Annotated in this window: 31 protein-coding genes; 14 read left to right on the forward strand and 17 right to left on the reverse strand. The window is 67.9% G+C overall.

Going from position 1 to position 26,764, the window contains the following annotated elements:
- Nucleotides 1-115 precede the first annotated feature (115 nt).
- From LXT13_RS26080 to LXT13_RS26095, 4 genes are all read left to right on the forward strand, one after another.
- On the forward strand, nucleotides 116-610 hold the full coding sequence (locus tag LXT13_RS26080) for a hypothetical protein (protein ID WP_233375250.1): 495 nt from the start codon (nucleotides 116-118) through the stop codon (nucleotides 608-610).
- Nucleotides 611-616: 6 nt separating this feature from the next.
- Nucleotides 617-1,108: an RNA polymerase sigma factor gene (locus LXT13_RS26085; RefSeq protein WP_233375251.1), complete on the forward strand. Its 492-nt coding sequence runs from the start codon at nucleotides 617-619 to the stop codon at nucleotides 1,106-1,108.
- Nucleotides 1,109-1,722: 614 nt separating this feature from the next.
- On the forward strand, nucleotides 1,723-3,261 hold the full coding sequence (locus LXT13_RS26090) for a hypothetical protein (protein WP_233375252.1): 1,539 nt from the start codon (nucleotides 1,723-1,725) through the stop codon (nucleotides 3,259-3,261).
- A 501-nt stretch (nucleotides 3,262-3,762) separates the two neighbouring features.
- Nucleotides 3,763-3,930, forward strand: coding sequence for a hypothetical protein (locus tag LXT13_RS26095; protein ID WP_233375253.1), 168 nt, complete (start codon nucleotides 3,763-3,765; stop codon nucleotides 3,928-3,930).
- Between the two features lie 195 nt (nucleotides 3,931-4,125).
- Here the strand turns inward: LXT13_RS26095 and LXT13_RS26100 are convergent, their stop codons facing one another.
- From LXT13_RS26100 to LXT13_RS26130, 7 genes are all read right to left on the reverse strand, one after another.
- A complete protein-coding gene (locus LXT13_RS26100; RefSeq protein WP_233375254.1) occupies nucleotides 4,126-4,830 on the reverse strand; it encodes a VIT1/CCC1 transporter family protein in 705 nt (234 codons plus the stop codon).
- Between the two features lie 31 nt (nucleotides 4,831-4,861).
- Nucleotides 4,862-5,749, reverse strand: coding sequence for a sensor histidine kinase (locus LXT13_RS26105; protein WP_233375255.1), 888 nt, complete (start codon nucleotides 5,747-5,749; stop codon nucleotides 4,862-4,864).
- 86 nt (nucleotides 5,750-5,835) lie between these two features.
- Nucleotides 5,836-5,985, reverse strand: coding sequence for a hypothetical protein (locus tag LXT13_RS26110; protein ID WP_233375256.1), 150 nt, complete (start codon nucleotides 5,983-5,985; stop codon nucleotides 5,836-5,838).
- A gap of 85 nt (nucleotides 5,986-6,070) precedes the next feature.
- On the reverse strand, nucleotides 6,071-6,355 hold the full coding sequence (locus tag LXT13_RS26115; RefSeq protein ID WP_233375257.1) for a sll1863 family stress response protein: 285 nt from the start codon (nucleotides 6,353-6,355) through the stop codon (nucleotides 6,071-6,073).
- Between the two features lie 31 nt (nucleotides 6,356-6,386).
- A complete protein-coding gene (locus LXT13_RS26120) occupies nucleotides 6,387-6,545 on the reverse strand; it encodes a DUF3309 family protein (RefSeq protein ID WP_233375258.1) in 159 nt (52 codons plus the stop codon).
- Between the two features lie 35 nt (nucleotides 6,546-6,580).
- Nucleotides 6,581-7,231 carry a BON domain-containing protein gene (locus LXT13_RS26125; RefSeq protein ID WP_233375259.1) on the reverse strand — a complete coding sequence of 217 codons (651 nt, stop codon included), beginning with the start codon at nucleotides 7,229-7,231 and terminating at the stop codon, nucleotides 6,581-6,583.
- Between the two features lie 109 nt (nucleotides 7,232-7,340).
- Entirely contained in the window at nucleotides 7,341-7,991 is a 651-nt protein-coding gene (locus tag LXT13_RS26130) for a BON domain-containing protein (RefSeq protein WP_233375260.1), read from the reverse strand.
- A 235-nt stretch (nucleotides 7,992-8,226) separates the two neighbouring features.
- Between LXT13_RS26130 and LXT13_RS26135 the strand changes: the two genes are divergently transcribed.
- Nucleotides 8,227-9,357: a hypothetical protein gene (locus LXT13_RS26135; RefSeq protein ID WP_233375261.1), complete on the forward strand. Its 1,131-nt coding sequence runs from the start codon at nucleotides 8,227-8,229 to the stop codon at nucleotides 9,355-9,357.
- A 561-nt stretch (nucleotides 9,358-9,918) separates the two neighbouring features.
- Here the strand turns inward: LXT13_RS26135 and LXT13_RS26140 are convergent.
- The 4 genes from LXT13_RS26140 to LXT13_RS29050 form a co-directional block, all read right to left on the reverse strand.
- Nucleotides 9,919-10,374 (reverse strand): hypothetical protein, encoded by a 456-nt coding sequence (locus LXT13_RS26140; RefSeq protein WP_233375262.1) that lies wholly within the window; start codon nucleotides 10,372-10,374, stop codon nucleotides 9,919-9,921.
- 54 nt (nucleotides 10,375-10,428) lie between these two features.
- A complete protein-coding gene (locus LXT13_RS26145) occupies nucleotides 10,429-10,803 on the reverse strand; it encodes a hypothetical protein (RefSeq protein WP_233375263.1) in 375 nt (124 codons plus the stop codon).
- 82 nt (nucleotides 10,804-10,885) lie between these two features.
- Nucleotides 10,886-11,272, reverse strand: a complete 387-nt coding sequence (locus LXT13_RS26150) for a hypothetical protein (protein WP_233375264.1) — start codon at nucleotides 11,270-11,272, stop codon at nucleotides 10,886-10,888.
- A 115-nt stretch (nucleotides 11,273-11,387) separates the two neighbouring features.
- Entirely contained in the window at nucleotides 11,388-11,630 is a 243-nt protein-coding gene (locus LXT13_RS29050; RefSeq protein WP_419964714.1) for a DUF6881 domain-containing protein, read from the reverse strand.
- Between LXT13_RS29050 and LXT13_RS26155 the strand changes: the two genes are divergently transcribed.
- On the forward strand, nucleotides 11,630-11,938 hold the full coding sequence (locus LXT13_RS26155) for a DUF6088 family protein (protein WP_255719752.1): 309 nt from the start codon (nucleotides 11,630-11,632) through the stop codon (nucleotides 11,936-11,938). The two genes, LXT13_RS29050 and LXT13_RS26155, sit on opposite strands and share 1 nt — an antisense overlap.
- A 198-nt stretch (nucleotides 11,939-12,136) precedes the next feature.
- Here the strand turns inward: LXT13_RS26155 and LXT13_RS26160 are convergent, their stop codons facing one another.
- Together LXT13_RS26160 and LXT13_RS26165 are read right to left on the reverse strand one after the other, a co-directional pair.
- Nucleotides 12,137-13,225 carry a LacI family DNA-binding transcriptional regulator gene (locus tag LXT13_RS26160; protein ID WP_233375265.1) on the reverse strand — a complete coding sequence of 363 codons (1,089 nt, stop codon included), beginning with the start codon at nucleotides 13,223-13,225 and terminating at the stop codon, nucleotides 12,137-12,139.
- A gap of 145 nt (nucleotides 13,226-13,370) precedes the next feature.
- The gene (locus LXT13_RS26165) at nucleotides 13,371-14,159 is read right to left on the reverse strand and encodes an SDR family oxidoreductase (protein ID WP_233375266.1); all 789 of its coding nucleotides are present in this window, start codon (nucleotides 14,157-14,159) and stop codon (nucleotides 13,371-13,373) included.
- A 244-nt stretch (nucleotides 14,160-14,403) separates the two neighbouring features.
- On the opposite strand from LXT13_RS26165, the gene LXT13_RS26170 reads away from it, so the two are divergent.
- The 7 genes from LXT13_RS26170 to LXT13_RS26200 are packed head-to-tail and all read left to right on the forward strand — an operon-like array spanning nucleotide 14,404 to nucleotide 22,015.
- Entirely contained in the window at nucleotides 14,404-16,002 is a 1,599-nt protein-coding gene (locus LXT13_RS26170) for a sugar ABC transporter ATP-binding protein (protein WP_419964715.1), read from the forward strand.
- Nucleotides 15,995-16,978 carry an ABC transporter permease gene (locus LXT13_RS26175; protein WP_233375267.1) on the forward strand — a complete coding sequence of 328 codons (984 nt, stop codon included), beginning with the start codon at nucleotides 15,995-15,997 and terminating at the stop codon, nucleotides 16,976-16,978. Before LXT13_RS26170 ends, LXT13_RS26175 begins: the two co-directional genes overlap by 8 nt.
- Before the next feature lie 29 nt (nucleotides 16,979-17,007).
- Nucleotides 17,008-17,964, forward strand: coding sequence for an ABC transporter substrate-binding protein (locus LXT13_RS26180; protein ID WP_233375268.1), 957 nt, complete (start codon nucleotides 17,008-17,010; stop codon nucleotides 17,962-17,964).
- A 31-nt stretch (nucleotides 17,965-17,995) separates the two neighbouring features.
- Nucleotides 17,996-19,027, forward strand: a complete 1,032-nt coding sequence (locus LXT13_RS26185; RefSeq protein WP_233375269.1) for an aldo/keto reductase — start codon at nucleotides 17,996-17,998, stop codon at nucleotides 19,025-19,027.
- On the forward strand, nucleotides 19,027-19,872 hold the full coding sequence (locus tag LXT13_RS26190; protein ID WP_233375271.1) for an amidohydrolase family protein: 846 nt from the start codon (nucleotides 19,027-19,029) through the stop codon (nucleotides 19,870-19,872). Before LXT13_RS26185 ends, LXT13_RS26190 begins: the two co-directional genes overlap by 1 nt.
- Nucleotides 19,866-20,876 carry a zinc-binding alcohol dehydrogenase family protein gene (locus LXT13_RS26195; protein WP_233375272.1) on the forward strand — a complete coding sequence of 337 codons (1,011 nt, stop codon included), beginning with the start codon at nucleotides 19,866-19,868 and terminating at the stop codon, nucleotides 20,874-20,876. Before LXT13_RS26190 ends, LXT13_RS26195 begins: the two co-directional genes overlap by 7 nt.
- Complete coding sequence (locus LXT13_RS26200; RefSeq protein ID WP_233375273.1) at nucleotides 20,870-22,015, forward strand: mannitol dehydrogenase family protein; 1,146 nt, start codon at nucleotides 20,870-20,872, stop codon at nucleotides 22,013-22,015. The genes LXT13_RS26195 and LXT13_RS26200 overlap by 7 nt, the downstream gene beginning before the upstream one ends.
- Nucleotides 22,016-22,043: 28 nt before the next feature.
- Here the strand turns inward: LXT13_RS26200 and LXT13_RS26205 are convergent, their stop codons facing one another.
- From LXT13_RS26205 to LXT13_RS26220, 4 genes are all read right to left on the reverse strand, one after another.
- The gene (locus LXT13_RS26205) at nucleotides 22,044-22,772 is read right to left on the reverse strand and encodes a FadR/GntR family transcriptional regulator (protein ID WP_233375274.1); all 729 of its coding nucleotides are present in this window, start codon (nucleotides 22,770-22,772) and stop codon (nucleotides 22,044-22,046) included.
- A gap of 129 nt (nucleotides 22,773-22,901) precedes the next feature.
- Nucleotides 22,902-24,182, reverse strand: a complete 1,281-nt coding sequence (locus LXT13_RS26210) for an MFS transporter (RefSeq protein WP_233375275.1) — start codon at nucleotides 24,180-24,182, stop codon at nucleotides 22,902-22,904.
- A gap of 122 nt (nucleotides 24,183-24,304) precedes the next feature.
- Nucleotides 24,305-24,673: a PPC domain-containing DNA-binding protein gene (locus LXT13_RS26215; protein ID WP_233375276.1), complete on the reverse strand. Its 369-nt coding sequence runs from the start codon at nucleotides 24,671-24,673 to the stop codon at nucleotides 24,305-24,307.
- A 2-nt stretch (nucleotides 24,674-24,675) separates the two neighbouring features.
- Complete coding sequence (locus LXT13_RS26220) at nucleotides 24,676-26,289, reverse strand: gamma-glutamyltransferase family protein (RefSeq protein ID WP_233375278.1); 1,614 nt, start codon at nucleotides 26,287-26,289, stop codon at nucleotides 24,676-24,678.
- A 121-nt stretch (nucleotides 26,290-26,410) separates the two neighbouring features.
- On the opposite strand from LXT13_RS26220, the gene LXT13_RS26225 reads away from it, so the two are divergent.
- Nucleotides 26,411-26,701, forward strand: a complete 291-nt coding sequence (locus LXT13_RS26225) for a hypothetical protein (RefSeq protein ID WP_233375279.1) — start codon at nucleotides 26,411-26,413, stop codon at nucleotides 26,699-26,701.
- Nucleotides 26,702-26,764: the final 63 nt, after the last annotated feature.

Below are 26,764 nucleotides of genomic sequence, written 5' to 3' on the forward strand. Positions count from 1 at the left end.
AGCCGAGCCGGGCGAGTTCAGTACCTACAAGCGCCATCAAAGGGCTTGTCGCTCCTCGGGGTTTACCAGACCGCTCTGCTGCAGGTACGTCCTCGCAGAGTTCAAGACCCTCGCCTTGCCCGTCCGCACGGGAGACGTCGTCGAGCAATCCCGCTGGCGATGGGCCCTGGGTCTGTTCAAAGGGGACCGGTACGAGCCCTTGGGCGCCTGGCCTCTGCACATGCCTTTGCCGGCCGTTCTCGATGAACTGCACGACCGTGGCATCGAGCACATCAAGGCGATCTCCGTTGATGGCGGCGCGGACTGCACGTCGACCTATCCCGACGCCGCCTGGTCGGCGTGCTATCCCGTGGCCCTAAGCCCCTTCGGCCCTCGGCGCCGCGCTGCGCTTCTTGCGGCCGCCGCGACGGCTGAACGCCTGCAGACCAGCCTGAGCCGCACGATCAAGCGCCAGGCGCCGTTCGCGGACGAGGGAGCCGCTGTGGCCTTCCTGGTGCACGCCCTCGAGAACGTCGAGCGCCGGCTCCAGGGCCTGCCCCAGCGCAGACTCAAGACGGCCTTGCGGCGTTCTCGCGCTGCGGAGGTGTCGCCCTCGCAGCCCGTCGCGTGACTTGCCATGACGGCCGCCCTCATCAAGAACTTGCGCGAGACGCTCGCGCGGGTGCGCGGCGCCCTGATACGCCGTGGGCGCAACGCGCACGAAGCCGAGGACCTGGTGCAGGAGGCCTGGATCCGGCTGGCCTGCTATGCGCGCGAGCAGCCCGTCGAGCAGCCTGAAGCCTTCCTGATGCGCGCCGCCTTCAACCTGTCCATCGACGCCTATCGCGCGCAGACCGCACGAGGTGAAGAAGTGCTGATCGAGGACATCGTCCTCATCGACGTCTCTCCCACCGCAGAGGCTACGCTGCTCGCCAAGGAGCGGCTGGAACGATTGAGCGTCGGTATCAGCCGCATGAGCGATATCACGCGGGACCTCTTCCGGGCCCACCGCATCGACGGGCTGACCATCGTTGAACTCGCGCGACTGCATGACCTGAGCACCACGACCGTCCACAAGCACATCGCCAAGGCGACGCTGCAGCTCACGAGCTGGATGGAAGGCTGGTAGAGACGGATCAACCCAGGCGTCAGCCGAGGCCGCGGAGCCCTAGCGACCACCGCCCGTGCAGATGGACGTGGCCGCTGAAGCGGCGGCCGCGTGGATCACCCAGCTGCATGCATGGCGGCCAGAGAGCTCTGCCACACCCCGCCGGTCATTGCGGCGACGACGTTGCTGAGAATCAAGTCTGGCTGTGAAGCAGAAATGTGGCCCGTTGGCGTCAGCAGTCCGTCCTTAGCGGCCAAGCGGCCGTATGTCCATCAGATTTCGTTTCGCCACCGAAGCGGTGCATATGGTGTTCCGACCAAAAAGAGTCGTAAACAGCGCCCTGCGCAAAACCTAGCGATCCCATGTGGCAATTCAAACGCATGACTCTGCGAAGTCGAAAACACCGATGCGCTCGTTGTAGTGCTGGCACTGGGTCTCGGTGACGACCTTCGCTTCGCTGGTGGACCGGCAGGTCTGCAGAGGTTGCGGCCGTTCAATCCACCATGCGCATCCGGCACCTTCCGGCCAGGAGCAGCCATTGAAGAAGGGCTGTTTCAGGGCGGTCTAGCCTCCAATGCACGGTCAATTGCTTCGCCGCCGTGCTAGCGACGGTGCGGCTCGTTTAAGGCTCGAAAGTGCACCGCACGGCACGCGGTCATCAGTTTTGCGGATCGACGTATACCGCCATTTTGATTCCAATTGCATCCTCTTGTGACCAACTGGATGACCAAATTCTTCGCGGAACTCAACAATCCGAGCCGGGCAGGCGCCGCGGCACGATCCGGCCGCAATCTGTAGGAAGATTGCGGCGTTCTCAGCATGGGGCTTCTTCAGGGCCTTCATCCGCGCCGCAGGTAAGCGACTGGGTTGCAAAGTCGCAAAACTTCCTCGTCGGGCTGCTGGACACAGCCCGTAGGTTGCTGGGTTCGTTCGGATACGGCTTGGTTGCCTTTGTCGTGGAGCGCCCTGGTGAATTCCTCGTTGAGAAGGAAGCGGAGGGAAAGGTTCTCCCGTGGGCCACCTTGATGCTTGTGGCTTCTGCACTAGCCAGCACCTTATTCGCTTCTGATCTCAGCTACTCCAAAGATCAACCGCGTTGGCTTGACTCTCTAACTGGTCTAGCCGACCCTACAAGCTATCTGCATCGGTTTTTGCCCATCGTGGCGCTCGGACTTTGCTTTTGCTTTCTCAGCTGGCTCGCTTCTCGAATACTTTCAGCACGGCATCGAGATGGCGCAGCGCTGTTGGTGGCTAGCACGGGGTTTTCGATCATCGTTGCGGCGCTGATATTCGAAACCATCACTGCAGATTTGCTCAACAAGTGGGCCGTCAACAATCCAGCGTGGGAGCCCTACGACTCCTGGCGTGCTGGCTACATTTTCTTCCATCTGCCCGTAGCCATTGGCTGTTCGTTGTTGGCTGGGCGAGCGTTGTGGCGCACTACCTTTTCTAGAGTACCTTGGAAGTTCGTACGACGCTTCGTGAAGGTGGCCGTAGCCATCGTTTGGGTTCCGCTGTGTTTTGAGGTTCCTACATTCGTCGGGAAGATGCTATCTGTGGCACTCGACTTATCCCCCCGTCTCATCGAATACGTCAACCCAGAGCTGAAATACGATCCTTGGGAGAACGCGAGCTATACGCCACTGCCAATCAAGTGCGATCTACAACGGTCAAAAGGCGAGCATCGCACCATGAGCTGCAGGCTTTACGGCATGACTATGGGCCGAGGTAGTCCAGTCCTCGATCTTGGGGAGGCAACGATCTTTGGCAGCAAATCCCGCATACGCTCTGGCCCGCAGGAGCGCTATCGGTTCAACGAAGAGAACTCGGTTGCGGAAAACGGATTCCCCTTCGAGGCTGAACGCGCTTTATTGGGCTTTGATGGCCTCGCTAAGTTCAAGGTTGGAGGTGAGCTGCTTCGCGATCCGACTGTCATCGTTGACCTGGGTAAGCCACTGGCTATTGACCTGGTGATCGATCTCGATGCAGCCTGCAGCAGCGATCGCCTGGCAGGCTTTCTGAAAAAGGTGGAAAATTTTGACTACTTGTATTTGCGGGCTACTCCATTGCGGATTCGCGCGATTTCGCAGCTGAAGTTCGACTATGCAGCCCTGGGACCCTGGCGCTTGCAAGGGCTCCGTGACTCTTTGGCGTGGCAGTGCGAGTCGAAGTGACGCCGCGCGCTGATGTAGTGCGGCGTCGCGCAACCAGCTGGCTGTAAAGACTGGATGGAGCGATGCGCCGAATCGGGATCAAAGTACTTCGACCTTATCGGCTTGGGCTGCTGTTGTACTTACGGATACAGCAACGCGCCAAGTACGCCGGCTTCATCCAAAGCTCCGCATAACCCCTCAAGCGGAGCGCCAGCGGCAGGCCTCCAGGTCCGCTTAGCTCGAACGTTGAACGGCCGCTTCGGGGCTGCGAAGTCGCCGTAGGCGAAGACTGCAACGGTCGAACTGAGACGGTCGAAGAACCCCGGAGCAGTCACACGGGCGGCATGACCGCAGCCAGCAGCATTGAACGGCCGCTCTTGCCGTCAAACGAGTCAGTCGGAGCCTGAGCCGGCCGGCAACTGGGGGAGGGCTTCCCCAGCGATTCACCGCTCGGGGCGATGGCCAGGCGCGGCGCCAGTCCAGACGCTGGCGGTCATCGAAAGCGTCAACCCGGAGCCCGCAATGCAAGCCGTCACCACCGTTGCGGCCTACTGCGCTATCCAGTTTCCCGGCCTCTTCGGCCGCACAGCCGACACGCTCCAGCCCATCGAGCGCAACGTACAGCCGGCCTACGTCAACCACGTCCGTGACAGCATCCTGCGCTGCAGCCGCCCGATGAGCGGCGCATAGTCGCACCGGCAACGCGTGCGCTTCCTGTCAGGTGTGGACCTTCACGAGAAATCAGCATGCACCACGGGGAGGCTGCCAACGACGCATTCCGCCCGGTGTGGATCGGCAGAGGCGACGGACCCCGCATGCCCTTACTCCGCGCTTCCAGCCCGTCGGTGAACGGTCTGCACCGGGCTCTCGAGGCAGAGGGCGGGATCAGGCCACCGTGGTTCCGAAGAGCGCCCCCACCGCCGCGGTGATGCCCATGGCGAGGGCACCCCAGAAGAGCACGCGGCCGGCGCCCGTCCAGGCGCTCGCGCCGCCGACGCCCGCTGCCATCGCACCCAGCAGCGCCAGGAAGACCAGCGACGTGGCACTCACCAACGGGATGACCGCGGTGCCGGCCGCCAGGCTTGTCACGACCAGCGGCAGAAGCGCCCCGCCCGCAAAACTGGCGGCCGAGGTGAACGCGGCCTGCACGGGGCGGGCCTTCAGCAGGTCGGCGATGCCCAGTTCGTCGCGCGCATGGGCCGCCAACGCATCGCGGGACATCAGTTGGCTGGCGACCTGACCGGCCAGGCGGGCGTCCAGCCCGCGCTGGATGTAGAGCTGAGTCAATTCCTGCATTTCTGCGGCCGGGCTGTCGGCCAGTTCGGCGCGCTCACGGCCGATGTCGGCGCTCTCTGTGTCGGCCTGAGCCTGCACCGAGACGTATTCGCCCGCGGCCATCGACATGGCCCCCGCCATCAGCCCCGCCGCGCCCGTCACCAGCAGGCTATCGGGGCTGGCGCCTGCCGCGGCAACGCCGACCAGCAGGCTGGCCGTGGACACGATGCCGTCGTTGGCCCCGAGCACGGCCGCACGCAGCCAGCCGATACGCTCGGTGCGATGGCGCTCGGCATGGCGGGTGGTGGGCCTCAAGGCGGTGCTGCCTTCGCGATCACGGCCACCGTCACGGCCGGGCGGCCTGGCCTGGTCGCATGGCGCGGGTCGCGCGTGGCGCACCGCCGGGCAGTGTTGCTAGCGCGGCCCCGCCACGCCGCGGCTGGCTGACGCGGGTCCACCGGCCCGTGCCGGTGCTGGCCATTTCGACCTCGGCCCCCAGCAGGCGGCTCAGCCGGGCCACGATCGCCAGGCCGAGGCCTTCCCCGGCCGGCAGGGGCTGTGCTGCGGGCGACACGGGCAAGCCCTGCAGTGGCAGGTGCAGCGCTCCGACCGCCTGCACGGGGGTGGCATCACGGACCTCGAAGAACCAGCGCCCCGGCGCGACGCGGTCGCTGGCCCCGCAGGTGAGCACCACGCCGTGGGAGGTGGTGTAGCGCACGGCATTGAGCATCAGGTTCTGCGCGATGCGCTCGAGCAGGCGCGCATCTGTCTCGACGGGCAGCACGGCCGGGCCGCGGTACTCGACACGCAGCCCGCGCGTCTCGGCCAGCGCCATGACGCTGTCGCACACCCCCTGCAGCACCACGGCGGCATTGAGCGGTCTAAGCACCGGGGCCTCCGCCACGGCCTCGTGCCGGGCGAGATCGTCCATCCCGTCCAGCAGCAGGCCGAGGCTGGTGACGTTGCGGTCCAACATGCTCGCCAGGGCCAGGCGGCGCTCGTCGGTGCAGGGCCGCTGCAGCAGCAGGGTGATGTTGGCCACCACGCCCAGCTTGCCGCGCACATCGTGCACCGCGTGCTGCCACAGCATGGACGCGTTGCGACTGTCCGTTGAAGGAAGGTCGACCGGGCTGGCCGGACGGGACGTCCACAGGCCCGGCCGGTCGCGCGAGGCAGCGGTGAACGGGGCGATCTTGAACAGGTGGGCGGGTGGCAGGGTCGTGGGTTTGTCCATGGGCGGGCTCGTGGTGGGCTCCGGCGCCTCCTCCGGTAGGGCGACGCGCCGGTGGGGGGACGCATCCGGCGCGGCGAGCGGCGGGCTCAGCGCGAGCCCTTGACGGCCTTGTGCCTGGGCGGCCGGTCGCGCGCGGTCGCAGGGGCTGCCGCCCGAGGTGATTCAGGCTTGGCGTCCAGCACAGGCGGGTGTGTCGCCGGCTGTGCAGCTCGCTTGGGTTTCATGGATTTCTTCATGTGGTGCTCCTGGGAAGGCGACTCGACGGGCCAGGTGTCCGCTGAGGTCGGGGGGGTGAAACAAGGGTGGCGCGCCGGGGGGCGATCACATGCGTGCCTTGAGGAGGTGGAAAGCGTGGAAAAAGGCATTGCGCAGGCGGTCCATGTCCGGCACGGCCTGGTGCCAGGTGGCCTCGGTGGAGCCCTGCAGGGACTCCCACTTCGCGAGCGCCTCGCGGGACTGGGTGCGCAGCCGCGCCAGCTCACCTTCGTACTGTTGGCGAGCCTCCTGGCGGACATGCATCACACGGGCCTCCAGCGAGCCCAGCTGGTCGTTGAGCGTGTCGAGCTCGAGCTTCATGTTGTCGATGTAGTTGTTGCGTTCGCTCATGGCGACTCCTCGATGCACTGTGAAGAGACCATCACAGGCGGCCGAGCAACAGCAGCCCGACGACGATCACTAGCAGCAGGCTGAGGGCTCCCGAGGGCATGAACCCCCAGCTGCGGCTATGCGGCCACGCCGGGAGGGCCCCGATCAACAGCAGGATCACGACGATCAAGAGCAGGATGCCGAGGTTCATGGGGTTCTCCGTGACTAGAGCGGGCCGTGGCGCCCTCAGCCCGCCAGCGTGAGCTGATCGCGCACTGCGCGGACACCGGGCAGGGCCCAGGCCGCAGCCAGCGCCGATTGGCGGCCCGCCCAGTGAGGCACGGTGCCGGTGAGGGTGACCTCATGCCCTCGCACGAGAGCCTGGATCTGCCCGGCATCGACGCCGGCCGCGCGCTCCAGGGCTTCGCGCAGGCTGGACATGACCACGCCGGCCGTGCTTGGCCTCAGCTGGGTGTCGTCGTGAACGCCCAGAACGCCGCGCAGCGTATGCACGCAGGCCAGCGCCGCCTCGCGCTGGTACTGCCAGCGCACCGTGCCGGAGAGCGTGACCTGGCCGGCCTGCACCGCCACGCCCAGCTCCGTGTCGGCCAGCGCCGCATGCCAAGCCAGGCGGTGGATAACGGCGGCCGCGATGTCGGCATCGCTGGGCGGGCTGAGGCCGGGCAGGCGCACCGTCAACGCGCTGGCCAGCCCCTGCACACCGGCCACCCGCTGCACCGCGTGCAAGGCGTGCCACTTCTCGGCGGCGCTGTCCAGCAGGCCGGACAGCGTAACAACACCGTCCTTCACCTCCACCCCGAGCGACGTGGCCTGCACGGCCGGGTCCCATTGCAGTTCCTGCAGGACTTCCGCTTGCAGCTGAAGGTCGGTTTTCATGGGAAGCCTCGTGGGATTGAGGTGCCCAGCTTGCGCGGTCTGCCGTGCAGGGTCGGTGCGGCAGCGCACATGCGGGCAGGCCGGCAGCACGGCCACGGCACGAGCGCGCTCATGCGATGGCGATGCGGTTGGTGACACGGCGCACGCCCGGGCTGCTCCAGGCCGCGTGGGTGGCCAGGTCGCGGTCGGCCCAGGTCGGCACGCTGCCCGACAGGATCACGTCGCCGCCGATGACCTCGACCTTCAAGCGCCGCAGTTGAGCTGGGGCCCGGCGCCGCAGGGCTGCCTCGATGCCAGCCATGCTGGCGCCGCCGGCATGCGCCGGCTCGATGGCGATCTGGTTGCTCAGGCCCACCACGCCGCACAGGTGGCGCACGCTCTCGGCTGCGGCCTCGCGCTGGTACTGCCAGGCGACCGTGCCGGTCAGCACGATCCAGCCGTTCTCCACCAGCACCTGCACGGCCTCGGGCGGCAGGCCTTCCGTCCAGTGCAGCGCGTGCACCGCCGAGGCTGCGATGTCGGCATCGGTGCGGCGGCCGAACGCCGACAGCTTGACCGTGATCTCAGGCACCAGGGCGCGCAGGCCCGCGACGCGCTGCGCCGCCGTTTCGGCGTGCAGCTTCTCCGGGAAGCTGCTGACCTCACCGGTCAGCGTGACGGCACCGTCATGCACTTGCACGCCGATCTCGGCTGCGTGCAGCGCCGGGTCCCATTGAAGTTCGGTCATCACGTCCTGCTGGAGCTGGGCATCGGTCTTCATGGAGAGTCCTTGTCGGTGGTGGGATCCAGCCTGCCGAATCGGCCGGGCCCTGTCGGTGCGGCAGGGAACACAGGACCGCTTGGACCCGCTGGTGGCGCCGGTACGCAGTCGCACAGACGCCACCGCAGGCATCGGCGACAGGCCGTCTGGACATCCACCCCGCCCCCCTGAGGGCACGTCATGCACCCAAGCCCCGGCCCGACACGCTGTTTCAACACAGGCCCTCACGCTGGCCGTGCTGGCCCTGTCACCCGGCTTTGCGCCCGCCGAAACGCCCGCGGCGCCCTACCTCTACCTCTACCTCTACCTCTACCTCTACCTCTACCTCTACCTCTACCTCTACCTCTACCTCTACCTCTACCTCTACCTCTACCTCGGCCTGGGCACGGGCCAGACCCGCCGCCGCCTGGACGCGCCACGACTGGGCGGCCAGGTGCTCACAGGCACACGCGCGGAACGTTTCTTCCGTTTGCCACCGCAGAGCGCATGGCCCCGGCATGATCTCGACCATTCGCCGACCCGCATGTGCGGAGAAGTTTGGAGCCGGCAAAGTCGACATGACCCCATGAAAGCGTCCGTCACCTCAAAACTCACGCGCACCGCCTGCGCCAGCGTGGCGCTCACCATCGCGAATGCCATCTTGGCGGCGCCGGCCGTCGCTCCAGGTGCTTTGCTCCGCCAAGGCGAGTGGAGACAGGGTGTCGGCTCATATGGCGTGCCACAGGTCTGGGACAAATTGCCTGCACATTCCTGGCCGATGGATGGCTGGGCCACATTCGTGATCGACGACGCGGAAGCCACGCTGACCGTGCAGCCGCTGTCAATCCCTGAGGCCCGATTGCGGTTGAAGCCTGTGGTCGACCAGCTTGAAGCGGCGGCTGGTTCGACGGCATCGGAGCCTGAATCCGCGGGGGCTACGTCGGACATTCAAGACCAGGAGCGCATTCCGGCGTACGTCCGCATTCCCGGCTTGACTTGGCAAGCGCGCACTGTCGCGCTCTATCGTTTCAAGAACGGGACGCCGCGGCTGACGCCGGCACTCGACCACCGGTTTGATCTTGCCCTGAACGGTCGTCCCTTCGCGTTCAAGCTACAAAATGGCTTGCGTACTGCAGATGGCCGGCCCTACGGGGAGGGCACGCAGTTCAGCCTCGAGGTTGACGGCCAGCGCTACGAATACGACCTCGGTGGCTACGGCTGGGACGTGCAGATCAAGGCCATCGGTGACTTTGACGGCGACGGCCGGCCGGATTTTCTTTTCGAACTTGGTGGTTCCAACAGCAGCTACGAGGCGCTGATCCTGTCCAGTCAGGCGCGGCCAGGGCGCAATCCGCCGACGGCATACCTGGCCTCCTGGGGTTGCTGATGTGCCCACTCACCAGTGCATGAAAGCGTGGACAGGAAGTCGACTGACGCCTCCTGCCCAACTCCAGCCAGTGAGTGCCTCGTCCGCGACCGGCGGCACAGGCTGCAAAGCCGACCTAGACCCGAGCGAGCACATCGGGCGACAGCTTCAGGCTGGTCGGAGTCATTCGCCGTTCGGCAGCTCAACGTCGGCACCACCGGTCAGCGGCCGTTCGACGCACGCCGACGTCAACGGCCGCTTCACCTTCGAGACCGGGCATTGAGCGGCCGGTGGTTGCAGCTTGGCCTCGAATGACTGGTCGCGGCTCTGGTGAACGGGAGCTCACGACCCGGAGCGGCCTTTCGGTCCATCGAACGCGTGGCGGGAAAGCGGTCGCTCAACGGCTTGATGCCGAGGCCGCTGTAGGGCGGGATGGCGCAGGCGCGCCCCGCCGCTCGCTTGCGCGACGCCGGCTTCTTCGTCGTGGACACCCGATGGGGTTGCAGCGGTAGCGCGGGTCGCGACGCGACCTACCTGACTGCCAAAGGCGGCACACCGATGCGGGGCCGATTGGGTGAACGGTCAATGCTCGCGGCGCGCCGCGAAACCAACAAGGGCGTTGATGTGTTTCGCGATGTCCTCTGGCGTGGCGTCAACGCAAAACAATTGAATGACCTTCTGGTCTTGGTACCGCTGGCCCCCGGCAACTCTTGGTTCCATTTCCAGCAAAACGATGACACTGCCTGGCCATGCGTGAGGGCTGCTGCCGCCAGATACTGCGTACTTGATGCGGGATATGGGGACCTTGGTCGCCAAGCCTGGGCCGAAAGCGATCTCCGAGCCACCGAACTCCAGCACTGGGCGATCAAATGGACTCAACTTCAGCAGGAGTGAAACAACGACCAGCGCCCATACGGCCGCAAGAATCATGAGAACGCCGCTTGTCAAACCAAGCCAGAACAACGCGACCGCAATGACGAACATCGGCGCCAGACTGGCGACGAGCTTCGGCTTTGAGTAGAAGATGAATCTGTCCATGGATCGCCGAAGCGTTGTACATGAACGCTGACGAACTGCCCTACGTGACTGGCGTCAGACGAACTTGATGAATGAAAGCGCCATGATGACGATGGAGCAAAGCAGCGGACCAGCCAGAAAAATAGAGATCGCCTGCCAGACGTTGTACTTCATGAGCAGATCATTTGGAATGAGCCAGGGATCAGCTGCAGCTGCCGCCAAAACCTGATCTCGGTTCTTTGGCAGCTTCTTGCCAACGGACGCCAAGTAGCCATGCAAATTTGATGCATGTTTCTGCATTGGAAGACTGCATAAATACTGGACGATTGCGCCAAAGACAAACCAATTCTTGGCGAACGCTGCTACTTCAGTATTCGCGATGAACCGGCCAACGGCGGCCAGTATCCAAAACAACAACAGTCCTAGCAGAAACAAAATCTTCGAGTTCATAGCGCCTTACCGACCTCGAGGCTTCAGCCGGCGTCCCAGCCGCCCGTCACGACCGACCCCTCCTGGCCGCAACCAGTCGATCTCAAGAGGTTGGGCCTGCTTCGACCAAGTCTTTCGCATGCTCAGCCAAATAGCGCTTCAGCGGGTCCGTGCTAGACCTCCAGCCACCCACTAATTGTTGAAGTCCGGCGCCATCATCATCCGAGTAGAAGCTAGCGTAGCGGAGCCAGAAGCCGACGACTCTAGGCTCTGCCATGTTTCGCGAGAGTTCAAGAAACGCCTCCACCAGAGCTGCGTCACCAGTGAGGAACGCTTGGCCGCCAATGTCCTGGGCTGCTTCGTAGATCAGCGAAGGCGATTCATAGTCATCGTAGCCTTGGTCATGCGGCCAAGGCATGCCCAACTCAATGCCCGGGGGCAAGGCTTTGCACAAGACTTCAAAAGACTGTCGAAGCTTTTCAGATGGCATGCGGCATGGACGACCCTGGAAAGGGTGCGAAGTGTGTTGGGCCACTACGGGGTTCAAGTGGCAATAGCCAGCCTAAAGCAAGGGGACTATGGTCAACGGAAGCGCCTGGCCGGCGCTAGCTCCCTGCGCCTCTGGCATGTCTGATCCACAACTCCTCGAAGTCAGCCTTGCTGAGGACCTCGCCTTCAAATTCGGGCATCTGGTTGATTTCTGAGAGGGCTGGGACTGCAACAGATCCAAGTTCTGTTTCGCCGATGGACCAGCCCTGGCAAGCACCACCTACACGACCGTCCGAATAGAACTCAAGCTTGCGACGCTCAAACCGTTCGTGGTCAAGCTCGCAGCACGGCGAACGCACTGGGCCTGACCCACCAGGTTCCGATTCGCGAGGTCTATCTGACCTCGGGGCGCAGCCGCAAGCTGAAACTGGGTCGCTACGGGATGACGGTCAAACATGTCCCCCGCTGGATGCTGGCGCTGTGGACTGGCCAGGTCGGCGCGGCCGTCCGGGCATTGGCCTGGATGGGCCCGTCGCATGTGAACGAGTCCCTGACCGCCTTGCGGCGGACGCTGCCGTCCGCGGAATGGCGGGCGCTGGCGTCGGGACGTGCCTTCCTGCCCTCATGGATGGCCAAGGCGATTGGCGAAGAAGCGATTCGTGGATGATTTCTACTTCTCCCTCAACGACGCAGCGGGTCGCCAAACTGGCGAAGGTCACCATCGAGCAGTTGTGAGCACGGTTTGGCCGCATTCGGCGGTCAATCTGACTCGCCAGTCCGCTGAAGCAGTCGCGCCTGGCGCGCTTGCGCACCGTGGATCGCCGGCCTCGCACCAGCCGTCGACGACTGCCGAGTCGTGGCCGTCTCAGGCAATGAGGAGCGGCGTCGCACGGGGCGCCGCCAGCGTCGCGCGCTCGATGAGCGTCGTGTCCAGCACCGTCTCTGTCGCATCCGTCGCTGCGTGGCCATCGCGATGAGCTTCGATGGACGTCAGCAAGGCCTGCACGGCCAGCCGCCCCAGCGTGCGCAGCGGTTGCGCCACGGTGGACAACCGCGCGGCGCGCGCGAACAACGTGTTGTCGAAGCCGATGACCGAGATGTCCTCGGGCACGCGCAAGCCTCGCGCCTGCAGTCGCTCCAGGCAGCCCAGCGCAATGCCGTCGCTGGCCGCGAAGATCGCGTCCGGCAGCGGCTGGCCCTGGTGTGACTGCAGCCAGGCGTCCATGGCCTGCGCGCCACCCTCGGCCGTGAAGTCGGTCCTGACGATGTAATCGGCCGGCACGCCGACGCCGGCCGCCTCGCAGGCGCGGCGAAACCCCTGGCAGCGCAGCTCGGCGCCCATGTAGCCGACCGGGCCGCCCACATGCAGGATGCGCCGGTGGCCCAGGCCCAGCAGGCGGTTCACCGCCTGGCGCGCGCCGCCTTCGTCGTCCGCACGCAGGTTGGCCACGCCGGGGACCGCGTGGTTGGGGTGCACGGCCACCGCCGGTGCGTGCTCGGGCAACCACTCGCTGGCCGGCGCGTCAATCATCGGCGCGACCAGGATGAGGCCGTCGACGCGACCGTCGCAGTATTGCGGGATCAGCCGGCTGGCCGCCTCCCAGCTGCCGACGTTGAACACGGTGACGATCTGCCCGCGCGCCGTCGCCTCCTGCACGACACCGTCGAACACCTCCAGGAAGTAGAGGTTGGGGTCGCCGCCAGCCAGCATGCCCACCAGGCCCAGCGCGTTCATGCGGCGGTCGACGAGCGCTCGCGCCGTCTGGTTGGGCCGGTAGCGCAGCTTCTTGGCTGCCGCCAGCACGCGCTCCTGCGTTTCCTTGGAGATGCGGGTTGACGTGGTGGGGCTGTTGAGCACGGCCGACGCGGCCATGGCAGACACGCCCGCCTCCCGGCCGACGTCGGCCAGCGTCGCTGCGCGCCGCGGGCGCGCGGGCGGGGCTTTATCAGTCACGGCGGGCCTCTCGCTGGAACTCGGGCATGGGTAGGCTGGGGATCGCTTTACAAAGGGCTACAGTGTCCCTCAGTCAGCCGTCGCTCCAGCGGCCATTTGATGCGCCGGTCATGCGCCGTTCATGCGCCGCTCACTGCGGCGCGCGTCAGATCGTCACGCCGCCATCGACGTTGATGGCCTGGCCGGTGATGAAGCGCGACGCGTCGCTGAGCAGGAAGACCACCAACGGTGCGATGTCGTCCACCGCGGCCAGGCGGCCCATCGGCTGGCGGGCGATGAAATCCTTCTCGGCCTGGACCGGATCGGGCGCGGCTGCGATGCGCTCGCGCAGCGAGGGCGTGTCCACGGTGCCCGGGCACAGCGCATTGCAGCGCAGCCCCTGCTTGACGAAGTCGGCCGCGACGGCCTTGCTCATGCCGATGACGGCGGCCTTGCTGGTGCCGTAGGCAAAGCGGTTCGGGAAGCCTTTCACGGACGACGCCATGGACGCCATGTTCAGCACCGACACGCTGCCACGCTCGGCGGCGCGCTGCAGCATGCCGGGCACGAAGGCACGCATCATGCGCCACATGCTCTTGACGTTGAGGTCCATGCTGAAGTCCCACGCAGCCTCGTCACAGTCCAGCACGTTGCCGTGGTGCACGAAGCCAGCGCAGTTGAACAAGCCGTCCAGCGGCGTCGTGCCGGCGGCCAGCCGCTTGATGGCCTCGGTGTCGCGCACGTCCAGCTCTGCCGTGGTCAGGCGGGTGACGTCCGCCAAGCTCGTCGAACCGGCAAGACGCGCCAACCCCTCCGGCCGCAGGTCCGTAGCAATGACCCGGGCGCCGGCAGCAAGGCAGGCCAGCGCTGCGGCCTGACCAATCCCCTGGCCGGCCGCCGTGATCAACACCGTCTTGCCGTCCAGGTGCGCCCCGGAAGCTGAGGTCTCGTGCATCATGTTTCTTTCCAACTGGTCCGGCCAGTGTAAATTGGCCAGACCAGAAGTTTCGGCCCGTTGCAGTCAGCGAAAACCCGCGCCTGCGCGATGTCGCCGGAGGCCTCCACCGCGATCCACAAGTGCGTGACGGGCGCCGCCACCATGGCTGGATAGCGCGTCGCAGGTGTAAACCCGCAATGCAAAGTCCGCCGAATCCGCACGCCATGTGGTCTGACCAAACTACACTCAAGAGCTGTCCGGAATGACCAAACCGCCTCTCGGCTCCACGATGCTCGCGTCCGCCCCTCCGTCCGTGACCGCCCCGCTGCTCAGCATGCAGGGCGTCACCAAACGCTTTGACAACGTCATCGCGTTGTCCGGCGTCTGCCTGGAGGTGCGACGGGGCGAGGTGCACGCCGTCTGCGGCGAAAACGGCGCCGGCAAGTCGACGCTGATGAAGATCCTCAGCGGCGTCTACATGCCGAACGACGGCGAGGTCCGCATCGATGGCGAGGCGGTCCGCATCCGGGGTCTCGTCCATGCGCAGGCGCTGGGCATCGTCATGATCCACCAGGAGCTGAACCTGGTGCCTCATCTGAGCGTGGCCGAGAACATCTGGCTCGGCCGCGAGCCGCGCCGCGGACTGTTCATCGACCGTGAACGTCAACGCGATGGTGCACGCCGCTGCCTCGAGCGGCTCGGCGTGGCCATCGACCCGGACGCGCAGGTGTCCACCCTGTCCATCGCGCAGCAGCAGATGGTGGAGATCGCCAAGGCCCTGTCCATGGACGCGCGGCTGCTGATCATGGACGAGCCCACGTCCTCGCTGGGCGAGGCCGACGCCGAGCGCCTGCTGCAGGTGGTGCTGGAGCTCAAGCGCAGCGGCGTGGGCATCGTCTACATCTCGCACCGACTGGACGAACTGGGCGTCATCACAGACCGCGTGACGGTGCTGCGCGACGGCCAGTACATCGCCACGCGGGACTGGGCCGACACGTCCATCGACGAGATCGTCAGCCTGATGGTCGGCCGCGAGCTGACGCAACAGTTCCCCGCCGCCACGCGGATGCCGGGGGACCAGGTGCTGATGCAGGTGCGTGGCCTGCGGCGCGACGGCGTTTTCGGGCCGGTCGACTTCGAGCTGCGCCGCGGCGAGATCCTCGGCTTCGCGGGCCTGGTAGGCGCGGGCCGCACCGAGGTGGCACGGGCCCTCTTCGGCGCCGACCCGCTGGACGACGGCGAGGTGCAGCTGGCCGGCCAGCGGCTGGCGCTGCGCACGCCGCGCGACGCGATCGCGGCCGGCATCGCCTATGTGTCGGAGGACCGCAAGGCCCACGGTCTGGCGGTCAAGATGAGCGTGGCACACAACATCACGCTGGCCAACCTCGGGGCGCTGTCCGGGCCGCTCGGCTTCATTGACGCTGCCGGCGAACGGCAGACGGCCGAGCGCTTCATCCAGCAGCTGGCCATCCGCACGCCGTCGCCCGACCAGGTGGCTCGGCTGCTGTCGGGCGGCAACCAGCAGAAGATCGTCATCGCCAAGTGGCTGTTCCGCGAGGCCCGAATCATCATCTTCGACGAACCCACGCGCGGCATCGACGTGGGCGCCAAGTACGCCATCTACGAGCTGATGGATCGGCTTGCGGCCGAGGGCATCGGCGTCATCCTCATCAGCTCGGACCTGCCGGAAATCCTCGGCCTGACGGACCGCGTGGCGGTGTTCCGCCAGGGCCGCATCGCCCGCGTGCTGCAGACCCGCGAATGCACGCAGCACGACATCATCCACCACGCCTCGGTCGGTGGGACCGGGAGCGCCCCAGAGCCCGAAGAGGCCGCACCGGAGACGACCCTGCATGACTGACCGCCAGAAAGACCTGATCCAGAAATTCGCCGCCCTGGCGGGGCTGCTCGTGCTGATGGCGGTGTTCTCGTTCACGAGCAGCGCCTTCCCAACGCTGGGCAACGCGATGACGGTGGCGCTGCAGGTCAGCACCATCATCTACCTGGGCATCGGCGCCACGCTCGTCATCCTGACGGGCGGCATCGACCTCTCCGTGGGCTCCGTGCTGGCGCTGTCGGGCGTCGTGGCCGGGCTGCTAGTCAAGCACGGCATGCCGGTCACGCCGGCCATGACGCTCGGCGTGGCCGTGGGCGCGGTGTGCGGCGCGATCAACGGGCTGTGCGTCACGCGGCTGGGCCTGCCGCCCTTCATCGCGACGCTGGGCATGATGCTGGTCGCCCGCGGCGTGGCGCTGCAACTGACCGATGCGCGCGCCGTCTCGGGGCTGGGCGAGGCCTTCGGCGCGCTGGGCAACGGCGCGCTGTGGCGCGTCGAGACCCTCGACGAGCAGGGTTTCCCGGACGTGACGTTTCCGGGCATCCCCTACCCGGTGCTGCTGATGCTGGTACTGGCCGTGGCCGCCTCCATCCTGCTGCGCCGCACGACGTTGGGCCGGCACCTGCACGCCGTTGGCTCCAACGGCGAGGCGGCGCGGCTGTCGGGCGTCAGCGTCGGTCGCGTCGCGATGTTCGCCTACGTCGCGTCCGGAGCGCTCGCCGGGCTGACGGGCTGCGTGCTGATGTCGCGCCTGGTCACGGCGCAGCCCAACGAGGGCGTCATGTACGAGCTCGACGCCATCGCCGCGGCCGTCATCGGCGGCACGTCGCTGTCCGGCGGCGTCGGCACGATCTCCGGCACCGTCATCGGCGCCTTCGTCATCGGCATCCTGCGCAACGGCCTGAACATGAACGGCGTGTCCGCGTTCTCGCAGCAGATCATCATCGGCCTGGTCATCCTGTTGACCGTCTGGATCGACCAACTCCGCAACCGGCGCTGAAGACCGGTCACCACACCAGGAGACATCGCATGCATTCCCCCCTGCGCCCACTGCGCCCCCTACGCCACCTGCTGGCCGCCGCCCTCGCAGCGCTGTGCGCCACCGGCCACGCCGGCGAGATCGCCGTCATCGTCAAGACGACCAACTCCACGTACTGGCAGAACGTCAACAAGGGCGCCGAGGCGGCGATGAAGGACGTGCCGGGCCACACAATGACCTTCGCCGGCCCGGCCAGCGAATCGGCGATCGCCGAGCAGGTCAACCTCGTCGAGAACGCCGTCAACCGGCGTGTCGCCGGCATCGTGCTGGCGCCGTCCGACCCCGACGCGCTCGTGCCGGTCATGAAGAAGGCGTGGGAGGCGCGCATCCCCGTCGTGCTGATCGACTCGCAGGTCGCTGAGGCCGGCAGGAAGTACTACCAGTCCTTCCTGACGACCGACAACCGCGCGGCCGGCGAGCTGTGCGCCAAGCAGCTGATCGCGAAGGTGGGCACGACGGGCAAGGTGGCCATCATGTCCTACGTCGCCGGTGCCGGGTCGGAGGTGGACCGCGTCGGCGCCTTCAAGAACTACCTGAAGGCGAACTCCAAGCTGCAGGTCGTCGGCCCGTTCTATTCGCAGTCCCAGATGGCCACGGCCATGAACCAGACGACCGACCTGCTGGCCGCGCATCGCGACCTCAAGGGCATCTTCGGCGCCAACGAGCCCACCGCCGTCGGCATGGGCCGCGCCATCGTGCAGGCCGGCCGGGCCGGCAAGCTGGTGGCCGTCGGTTTCGATGGCAACCAGGACCTGCAGAAGTTCGTCCAGGACGGCACGCTCACCGGCATCGCCGTGCAGGGCTCCTTCCAGATGGGCGAGCTCGGCGTCAAGACCGTCAACGACCTGCTGCAGAAGAAGCCCGTGCCCAAGTTCCGTGACACCGGTGTCGTCTGGGTGGACAAGGCGAACCTGGAAACGCCCGAAGCCAGGGCCGTGCTGTACTGACGTGGGCCGGCGACGAACTTCGCTGCTGCGCATGCACCGCCCCGCGAGCCTCTTCAGCCGCCCTCTGCCTCGGGCCCAGCTCCGCCTGACGACGCTGGGCTTCGGTGCCGCCGCGATCGCCGGGCTCTACGACAACGTCAGCGCCGATACGGCGTCCGCCACGTTGGCCGCTGCCTGGGCCGAGGGCGTGCGCTACTTCGACACCGCACCGTTCTACGGCTATACGCTCAGCGAGCGCCGAACCGGCGAGTTCCTGGCGACCAAGCCCCGCGACAGCTTCGTCCTGTCGACCAAGGTGGGCCGGCTGATGCACCCGGACGCCAGTGTGGCGCCGGGCAGCGATGGCTGGGCACAGCCGCTGCCGTTTCGGCCGGTGTACGACTACAGCCATGCCGGCGTCATGCGCTCCTTCGAGGACAGCCTGCAGCGGCTGGGCCTGGCACGCATCGACATGCTGCTCGTGCACGACATCGGTCGCGCCACGCATGGCGAGCAGCACGCGGTGCACTGGCAGGCACTGACGACGGGCGGCGGCTTCCGCGCGCTCGCCGAACTCCGCGAGCAAGGGGTCGTTCGTGCCATCGGCCTGGGCGTGAATGAATGGCAGGTGGCGCAGGATGCGCTCGACACAGCGCCGCTGGACGTCGTGCTGCTGGCTGGCCGCTACACGCTGCTGGAACAGGGCAGCCTGCCCTTTCTCGACCGCTGCGCGGCCGACGGTGTGCGCGTGCTGGTGGGCGGGCCGTTCAACTCCGGCCTGCTGGCCGGACAGCCCCGCTACAACTACGGCGACGTGCCGGCTGACGTCATGCAGCGGGTCCACGCGCTGCGCGCCGTCTGCGCGGAGTTCAGCGTGCCGCTGCAAGCCGCCGCGCTGCAGTTCCCGCTCGCCCATCCGGCCGTGGCGACCGTGCTGGCCGGCATGCGCTCACCGCTGGAGGTCAAGGCCAATGCGGCCTGGCTGCGCAGCCCCGTCCCGCGCGAACTGTGGCCTGCGCTGCAGGCGCGCGGCCTGCTCGATGCTGCGGCGCCGCTGCCGAGCAGCGGTCACAAGGAAGGCTGATGCGCGTCGACGCCCACCAGCACTTCTGGCGCCTGGCCGACCGCGGGGGCCAGTGGCCGCCCGCCAGCCTGGCCGCCATCCACCGGGACTTCGGCCCGGACGACCTTGCCCCGCACCTCAGTGCAGCGGGCATCGACGCGACGGTGCTCGTGCAGTCGCTGCCAAGCGTGGCCGACACGCACTGGATGCTCGCTCAGGCCGCCGCCACGCCCTGGGTGCGCGGCGTCGTCGGCTGGGTGGATTTCAAGGCAGCGGACGCGCCTGGGCAGATCGACGCGCTGGCGGCCCATCCGCTGCTCAAGGGCCTGCGGCCAATGCTGCAGGACCTGCCCGACGACGACTGGATCGCCGACCCGGCCTGCGACCCCGCCGCGCAGGCCATGCAGCGCCATGGCCTCGTGTTCGATGCGCTGGTGCTGCCCCGCCAGTTGCCGGGCCTGCATCGCTTTGCGGCGCGTCATCCCGGCCTGACGATCGTCATCGACCATGCCGCCAAGCCCCTGATCGCCACCGCGGTCATCGAACCGTGGCGACGCAATCTCGCCGCGCTCGCCGCCCTGCCCCAGGTCCACTGCAAGCTCTCCGGCCTGCTGACCGAGGCCGGCGAGCGCCGCGACGCCGCGTCGCTGCAGCCCTACGCGCAGGCGCTGTGGGAGCTGTTCGGCCCCGAGCGCCTGCTGTGGGGCAGCGACTGGCCGGTGCTGCGCCTGGCCGCGGGCTACGACGACTGGTGGCGGCTCGCCCACCTGCTGGCCCGCCAGCTCCAGCCCGCACCCCATCCCAACGACCTGAACGCGCTCTTCGGCGGCAACGCCTCGCGCATCTACCGCCTCGAACCATGCTGACCATCTCCTGCGAATCCCCGGGTTCCCTCGTGGCCCATGACCGGCCGCGACCCGAGCGGGCGCCGGGCGACGTGCTGCTTCGCGTGCGGCGCGTCGGCGTCTGCGGGACGGACCTGCACATCTTCACCGGCAATCAGCCCTACCTCGCCTACCCGCGCGTCATGGGGCACGAGCTGTCCGGTGTCGTGGAGGCGGCCGACGCAGACAGCGGCCTGCAGCCTGGCGATCCGGTCTATGTGACGCCCTACCTGTCCTGTGGCGACTGCATTGCGTGCCGCCAGGGCAAGCCCAACTGCTGCACGCGCATCCAGGTGCTGGGCGTGCATCGCGACGGCGCCTTCACCGAGTTCGTCAGCGTGCCCCGGCGCTTTGTCGGCAAGGCCGACGGCATCACGCTGGACCAGGCCGCGATGCTGGAGTTCCTGGCGATCGGCGCGCATGCGGTGCGCCGCGGCGACGTGACTGCTGGCCAGCGCGTGCTGGTGGTCGGCTCCGGGCCGATCGGGCTGGGCACGATGCTCTTCGCCCATCTGCGCGGCGCCACCGTCACGGCGCTGGACGGCCGGCTGGACCGGCTCGACGTGGCCCGGCAGCACGCGGGCGCCACGCACACCGTGTCGCTGGGCGACGGCGACGAGGCCGAGTTGGCCCGGCTGACCGACAGCGAGTTCTTCGACGTGGTCTTCGACGCCACCGGCAACCGCCAGGCGATGGAGCGCGGTTTCCGCTTCGTGGCGCACGGCGGGCGCTACGTGCTGGTGTCCATCGTGCAGGGCGACATCAGCTTCTCCGACCCCGAGTTCCACAAGCGCGAGGCCACGCTGCTGAGCAGCCGCAATGCGACGACCGAGGACTTCGAGACCGTCATGGCCGCGATGCGCCAGGGCCTGGTGCCCGACACCGCGCTGGCCACGCATCGCCTGGCGCTGGCCGACGTGCCGACAGGCTTCGCGCGGCTGCTGGACCCGACCGAGGGCGTCATCAAGGCCATCGTCGAATGCTGAACGCCGCGGAGCCAGCCGGCCAGCCGATCCTGCAGTTCGGTACCAGCCGCTTCCTGCAGGCGCATGTCGACCTGTTCGTCAGCGAGGCGGCAGAGCGCGGGGAGGCGCTGGGTGGCATCACGGTCGTGCAGGGCACTGCCAACCCGGCCAGCACGCGCCGCACGGCGGCGCTGGCTCGCGCAGAGGGCTTCGACGTCGTCGTGCGCGGCCTCGTAGACGGGCAACCCGTCGAATCGCGCCGCCGCTGCCGTGCGGTCCGCGAGGCGCTGCAGGCGGCCACCGATTGGCCTGCCGTGCGCGAGCGCATGCGCGGGCCGGTGCGCGTGATCGTGTCCAACACCGGCGACAGCGGCTGGACGCTGGTCGACGGCGATGACGCCCGCCACCTGGCCGACAGTGCGGCGGCACCTGCATCGTTCCCGGCGCGACTGCTGGTGCTGCTGCACGACCGCTGGCATGCGCGCCCGGGCGCCGAACTGACGCTGCTGCCCTGCGAACTGGTCTCGCGCAACGGTGACCGGCTGCGCGACACCGTCGTGTCGCTGGCGCGTCAGTGGCGCTGCGCCCCGGCCTTCATCGACTGGCTGCAGGCCCGGCCGGTATGGGGCAACTCGCTCGTGGACCGCATCGTCTCCGAGGCACTGGACCCGGTGGGCGCCGTCGCCGAGCACTACGCGCTGTGGGCGGTCGAGGCCCAGCCGCGGCTGCAACTGCCCTGCCGGCACCCGGCCATCCAGCTGACCGACGATCTGTTGCGCCACGAGCGCCTGAAGCTCCACCTGCTGAACCTGGGCCATACGGTGCTGGCCGAGCTGTGGCGCCGCGGCGGCCACCCCAAGGACATGACGGTACTGCAGGCCATGCAGACGCCGCCGCTGCGCGAGCCGCTGGAACAGACCTGGCAGCAGGAGGTGCTGCCGGTGTTCGACGCCCTCGACCAAGGCGACGAGGCACGCCGCTACGTCGTCGCGCTGCGCGAGCGCCTGCTCAACCCCTTCCTGGCCCACCGGCTGGCCGACATCGCGCAGAACCATGCCACCAAGAAAGCGCGGCGCCTGCTGCCGGTCGTGGAGCTGGCCGAGGCGCTGGCACTGCGGCTGAACCAGCCGATGCTGCGGGCCGCGCTGGCCACGAGCTGACGCGGCGAGCCGCCGGGCCGCGTGTTGTTCAGGTGACGCTGCTGTGCCGGCTGGCGACGTCGGCCCGGGCGCCCATCCAGCGCCCGAAGGACGCCTGCAGGTGGGCACACATGGCCGCGGTCGCGGCGTAGGGGTCGCGCGCCTCCAGGGCCATAAGGATGGCCTCGTGTTCCGCCAGCGCGGCCTGCCAGGCGCCTGCCGACTCGGCACCCTGGCGCATGCGCGACGAGATCGGGCTGTGACGCCCGTCGAACAAGGCCGTCACCAGCGAGACCAGCACCGGATTGCCGGTCATCTCGGCGACGCCGGCATGGAAGCGCCGGTCAGCATCGACGGGGCTGCGCCCCTGGGCGACCTCTGCATGCATGGCCGCCAGCGCGTCGGCGACACGCTGCAGGCCGGGCTGTGTGACCCGCGCCGCGGCCAGCGTCATGATGGCGCTCTCCAGCACGACGCGCGCGTCCATCAGCTCGGCCGGGCTGTCGCCCAGCGACGGCGTCTCACCGTCCGCCGGGTTGGTGGCCGCACAGACGTAGACGCCGGAGCCGCCGCGGATCTCCACGCGGCCGTCGATCTCGAGCGCGATCAGGGCCTCGCGCAGCGACGGCCGGGACACGCCCAGCTGCACGGCCAGTTCCCGTTCGGGCGGCAGCCTCGATCCGGGCTGGCGCCCCTCGTTATCAATGAGCGCACGGATGCGGTCCGCGACGACCTGGTACTGGCGTCGCGCCTCGCCGCCGCGATGGGAATGGGACATGGATCCTGCAGGCAAGAAGAACCCGTCGGATCGTAGCCAGATGACCCGCAATAGTTCGACCAGCAACGAGAATCTGTTCACCAGCCGAGCAGAAATGCTCTGGCCGGCTCGTACCAAGGTGGCGCGGCCCTAGGCTGTCACCACCTCCACGGGCTTGGGCAGCTCGCGCACGCCCCGCAGCACCGGGTGGTTCCAGGCCCACACCGCCGTGAGCACGCAGCCGATGCCGGCAAACCCCAGCGCCGCGCGCAGACCCAGGTGCTCACCGAGCCAGCCGCCCAGCAGCGCGCCCGGCGCGGCCGGCACGAGGATGAGCCAGCGCATCGTGCTCGTCATGCGGCCCAGCAGCGGCGCGGGCGTCACAGCCTGGCGCAGCGACAGGAAGTTGATGAACAGCAGCACCGCGCCGGCCCCCCAGGTGAACAGCATCAGTGCGAAGCTGGCCACGCCCCAGGCGCCAGCCGGTGCGAACGCCAGCTGCAGCCACGCCAGACCGCACAGCGTGAAGCCCAGCACCAGGCAGGGTCCCGGCCCCAGGCGGCGACTGATGCGGTGGCCGAAGCTGCTGGCCAGCACCGTGCCGACGCCGATCGCCACGTAGGACCAGCCCACCGTCTGCGGCGCGAGATGCAGCTCGCGCGTGGCCAACAGGATCTGCACCACCAGCGCCGCGTTATGGAAAACATGCCAGGCGGCCACGACGATGGCCATCGTGACGAGCAGCGGCCGCTCACGCACGAAGCGCAGGCCGGTCTTGAGTTCGGCCCAGAAGTCCTGGCCCTGGCGCTCGGGCAGTTGCTCCTTCACATGCACGCCGCGCAGGATCAGTGTGGAAACGGCCAACATCAGCGCGTTGACGGCCAGCGCCAGCGGTGCGCCGAGCAGCTTGATGAGCAGGCCAGCCAGCCCGGGCCCGGCGACGTCGGCGCCAGAGGACGCCAGCGCGTTCTTCGCGTGGGCCTCCACCAGGCGCTCACGGGGCACCACCTGCGTCAGCACGATCTGCGCGGCGCTGCCCGCCGTCGTGTTGACCGTGCCGATGATGAAACCCACGACATAGAGCCAGCCCATGCCCAGCACGCCCAGCCAGGCCGCAACCGGCACCGACACCACGGCCACGCCCAGCATCGCCTCGCCGCCGATGTAGATCGGCAGCTTGCGCACGCGGTCCAGCAGCACGCCGGCGGGCAGCGAAAACAGCGCGAAGGGGAGCACCTCCAGCGCCTGCAACAGGCCCATCTGCGTGGGCGTGGCATGCAGCATCACGGCCGCCGTCAGCGGCAGCGCCAGCAGCGTGATCTGGCCGCCCAGCGACGAGCACAGGATGGAGGTCCACAGCCGCCGGTAGACGGCGTCGCGCAGCAGGTCCTGCGGCGCAAGGGTGAAGAAGGCGATGAGGCGGGAGAGCATGACGGCAAGGGCTCAGAAACTCGACCAGGGGCGGCCCAGGGCGGGCCGGGCGACGCGCTCAGGCGCGTCAGTCGAGGTCGAGCAGCTTGGTCATCCCGCCATGCTAGCAGCGCGGCCGGCCGTCAGCGCTCCTGGACGACCAGTTCGGTGAAACCCGTCACCGGATCGAAGACCCGGGCGAGGCTGCCGGCCGGCAACGGCGCGATGAGCAGCTCGGCCGTCGTCCGCACGACGCAGCCCGCGCAGACATGCCCGCCCCACACTCGTCCCATGGCATCCGACACGCTGGCATGCAGGTGCATGCCGTCGGGCGTCAGGCTGCCGCTGAGCGTCAGGATCTCCAGCGGCCCGTCGATGCCCGTCGGCCCGGCCGCGCCCGCCCACCGCAGCTGCGCCGACACGAGGCTGCCGATACCCGCCACGACGAAGCCCGTGCGCCCGGCGAGCGCGCCGCGCAGGTCGTCCCCTGGCTGCAGTCGCAATGCCTGCATCGTCACCAGCCCACCGCGGCGCCGTCACGTCGGGGGTCGCTGGCGGCCACGTAGCCGTCCACCGCCGGGTCGCCCAGCCGCCAGATGAACTGGCCGGCGCCGAAGTCCTGGTAGCTGTCGTGGATGTCGCCGACCTGGTGGCCGCGCGCGCGCAAGGCCTCGATAGTGGTCGCCGGCATGTGCGCCTCGATGTTGATGGACAGGCCCTCGTTGAAGCGCCAGCGCGGCGCGTCGCAGGCCGTCTGCGGATTCTGACCGTAGCAGAGCATGCGGACCAGCGTCTGCAGGTGGCCCTGCGGTTGCATGTTGCCCCCCATGACGCCGAAGCTCATCACCGGGGCGCCGTCCTGCGTCAGGAACGCCGGGATGATGGTGTGGAACGGGCGCTTGGCCGGCGCGACCTGGTTGGGGTGGCCCGGCTCGAGCGTGAAACAGTGACCGCGGTTCTGCAGGCTGATGCCGTAGCCCGGCAGCACGAGGCCCGAGCCGAAGCCCATGTAGTTGCTCTGGATGAAGCTGACCATCATGCCCGACTCGTCGGCCGCGGTCAGGTAGATGGTGCCGCCCTTGACCGGGTTGCCGGCGCCGAACACCTGGGCGCGCGCCGGGTCGATGAGCTTCGCGCGCTCGGCGAGATAGCCGTCGTCGAGCAACTGCGCCGGGCTGACCGCCATCGCCGCCGGCTCGGCGACGAAGCGGTAGACGTCGGCGAACGCCAGCTTCATCGCCTCGATCATCAGATGCTGCGCGTCGGCACTGTCGACGGTATGGTGGCCGATACCGCAATGCTGCAGCAGGCCGAGCGCCATCTGCGCCGCGATGCCCTGGCCATTGGGCGGGATCTCGTGCAGCGTGTGGCCGGCAAAGTCTTTGGCCAGCGGCGTGACCCATTCGGGCCGGTAGGCGGCCAGATCCGCCTCGGTCAGCGCGCCGCCGGTCTCGCGGGCGAAGCGCGCCAGCGCTGCTGAGATCTCGCCACGGTAGAAGGCCTCGCCACGCGACTCGGCAATCAACCGAAGGCTGCGCGCCGCGTCGGCGAAGCTGAAGCGCTCGCCCACCGCCGGCACCCGGCCGTGCGGCAGGAAGGCCTGCGCGAAGCCGGGCTGCGACGTGAGCTCGGGCAGGGCCGCGGCCATGGCCCACTTGCCCTGCACGATCGGCGGCACCGCGTAGCCGCGCTCGGCGATCTCGATGGCCGGCTGCATCAGCTCGCCGAAGGGCAGCAGGCCGAAGCGCTCGCTGAGTGCCGCCCAGCCTCCCACCGCGCCAGGCACCGTCACCGAGCCCCAGCCGCGGCGAGGCATGGTGGCCCCCTCGAAGAAGGACGGCGTCCATGCCGCGGGTGCCGGGCCGCTGGCGTTCAACCCATGCAACTGGCGGCCGTCCCACAGGATGCAGAAGGCGTCCGACCCGAGGCCGTTGCTGCACGGCTCGACGAGCGTCATGCAGGCCGCAGCAGCAATGGCGGCGTCCACCGCATTGCCGCCCGCCTGCAGCATGCGCAGCCCGGCCTGGGCGGCCAGCGGATGCGATGTAGAGACGATGTTGCGGGCGAACAGCGGGCTGCGCCGGCTGGCGTAGCCGGCGGTCCAGTCGAAGCGGGAAGCGGTGCTCATGCCCGCGATTCTGCGCGCGTGTAAGGTTTTGCAACGCCGTCAACGTGGTGCCGGCAGGGGTCGTTGTGGACACAAGCTTTCGCGAAGCCCACGCAACCGAAACAACCCTGGAGCCCTCAAGATGAACACGCTGAAGACCACCATCGCTACCGCCCTCATCACCCTGGCCTCGGGCGTGGCCCTCGCCCAGAACCCCACACCGGCTGCCGCGCCCGCCAAGGCGACCGCGCCCACCACCGTCGCACAGGCCGACACGAAGGCGCCCGCCACGACGCCGGCTCCTGCCGCCAAGGCCGACGCTGCAGCGCCCGCCGAGGCCGCCAGCGGTGCCAAGCACGGCCACAAGCATGCCAAGAAGCATGCCAAGGCCGAAGCGAAGACCGACGCCAAGACCGAGACCAAGACGCAGTAAGCGCCCGCAGGCGCTCCGCGCAGGCCGCAGCCCTCACCGGCTGCGGCCTTTTTGTTTCTTTAG

The organism is Pelomonas cellulosilytica (genome assembly GCF_021353265.1).
Classification (GTDB): Bacteria; Pseudomonadota; Gammaproteobacteria; order Burkholderiales; family Burkholderiaceae_C; genus Pelomonas; species Pelomonas cellulosilytica.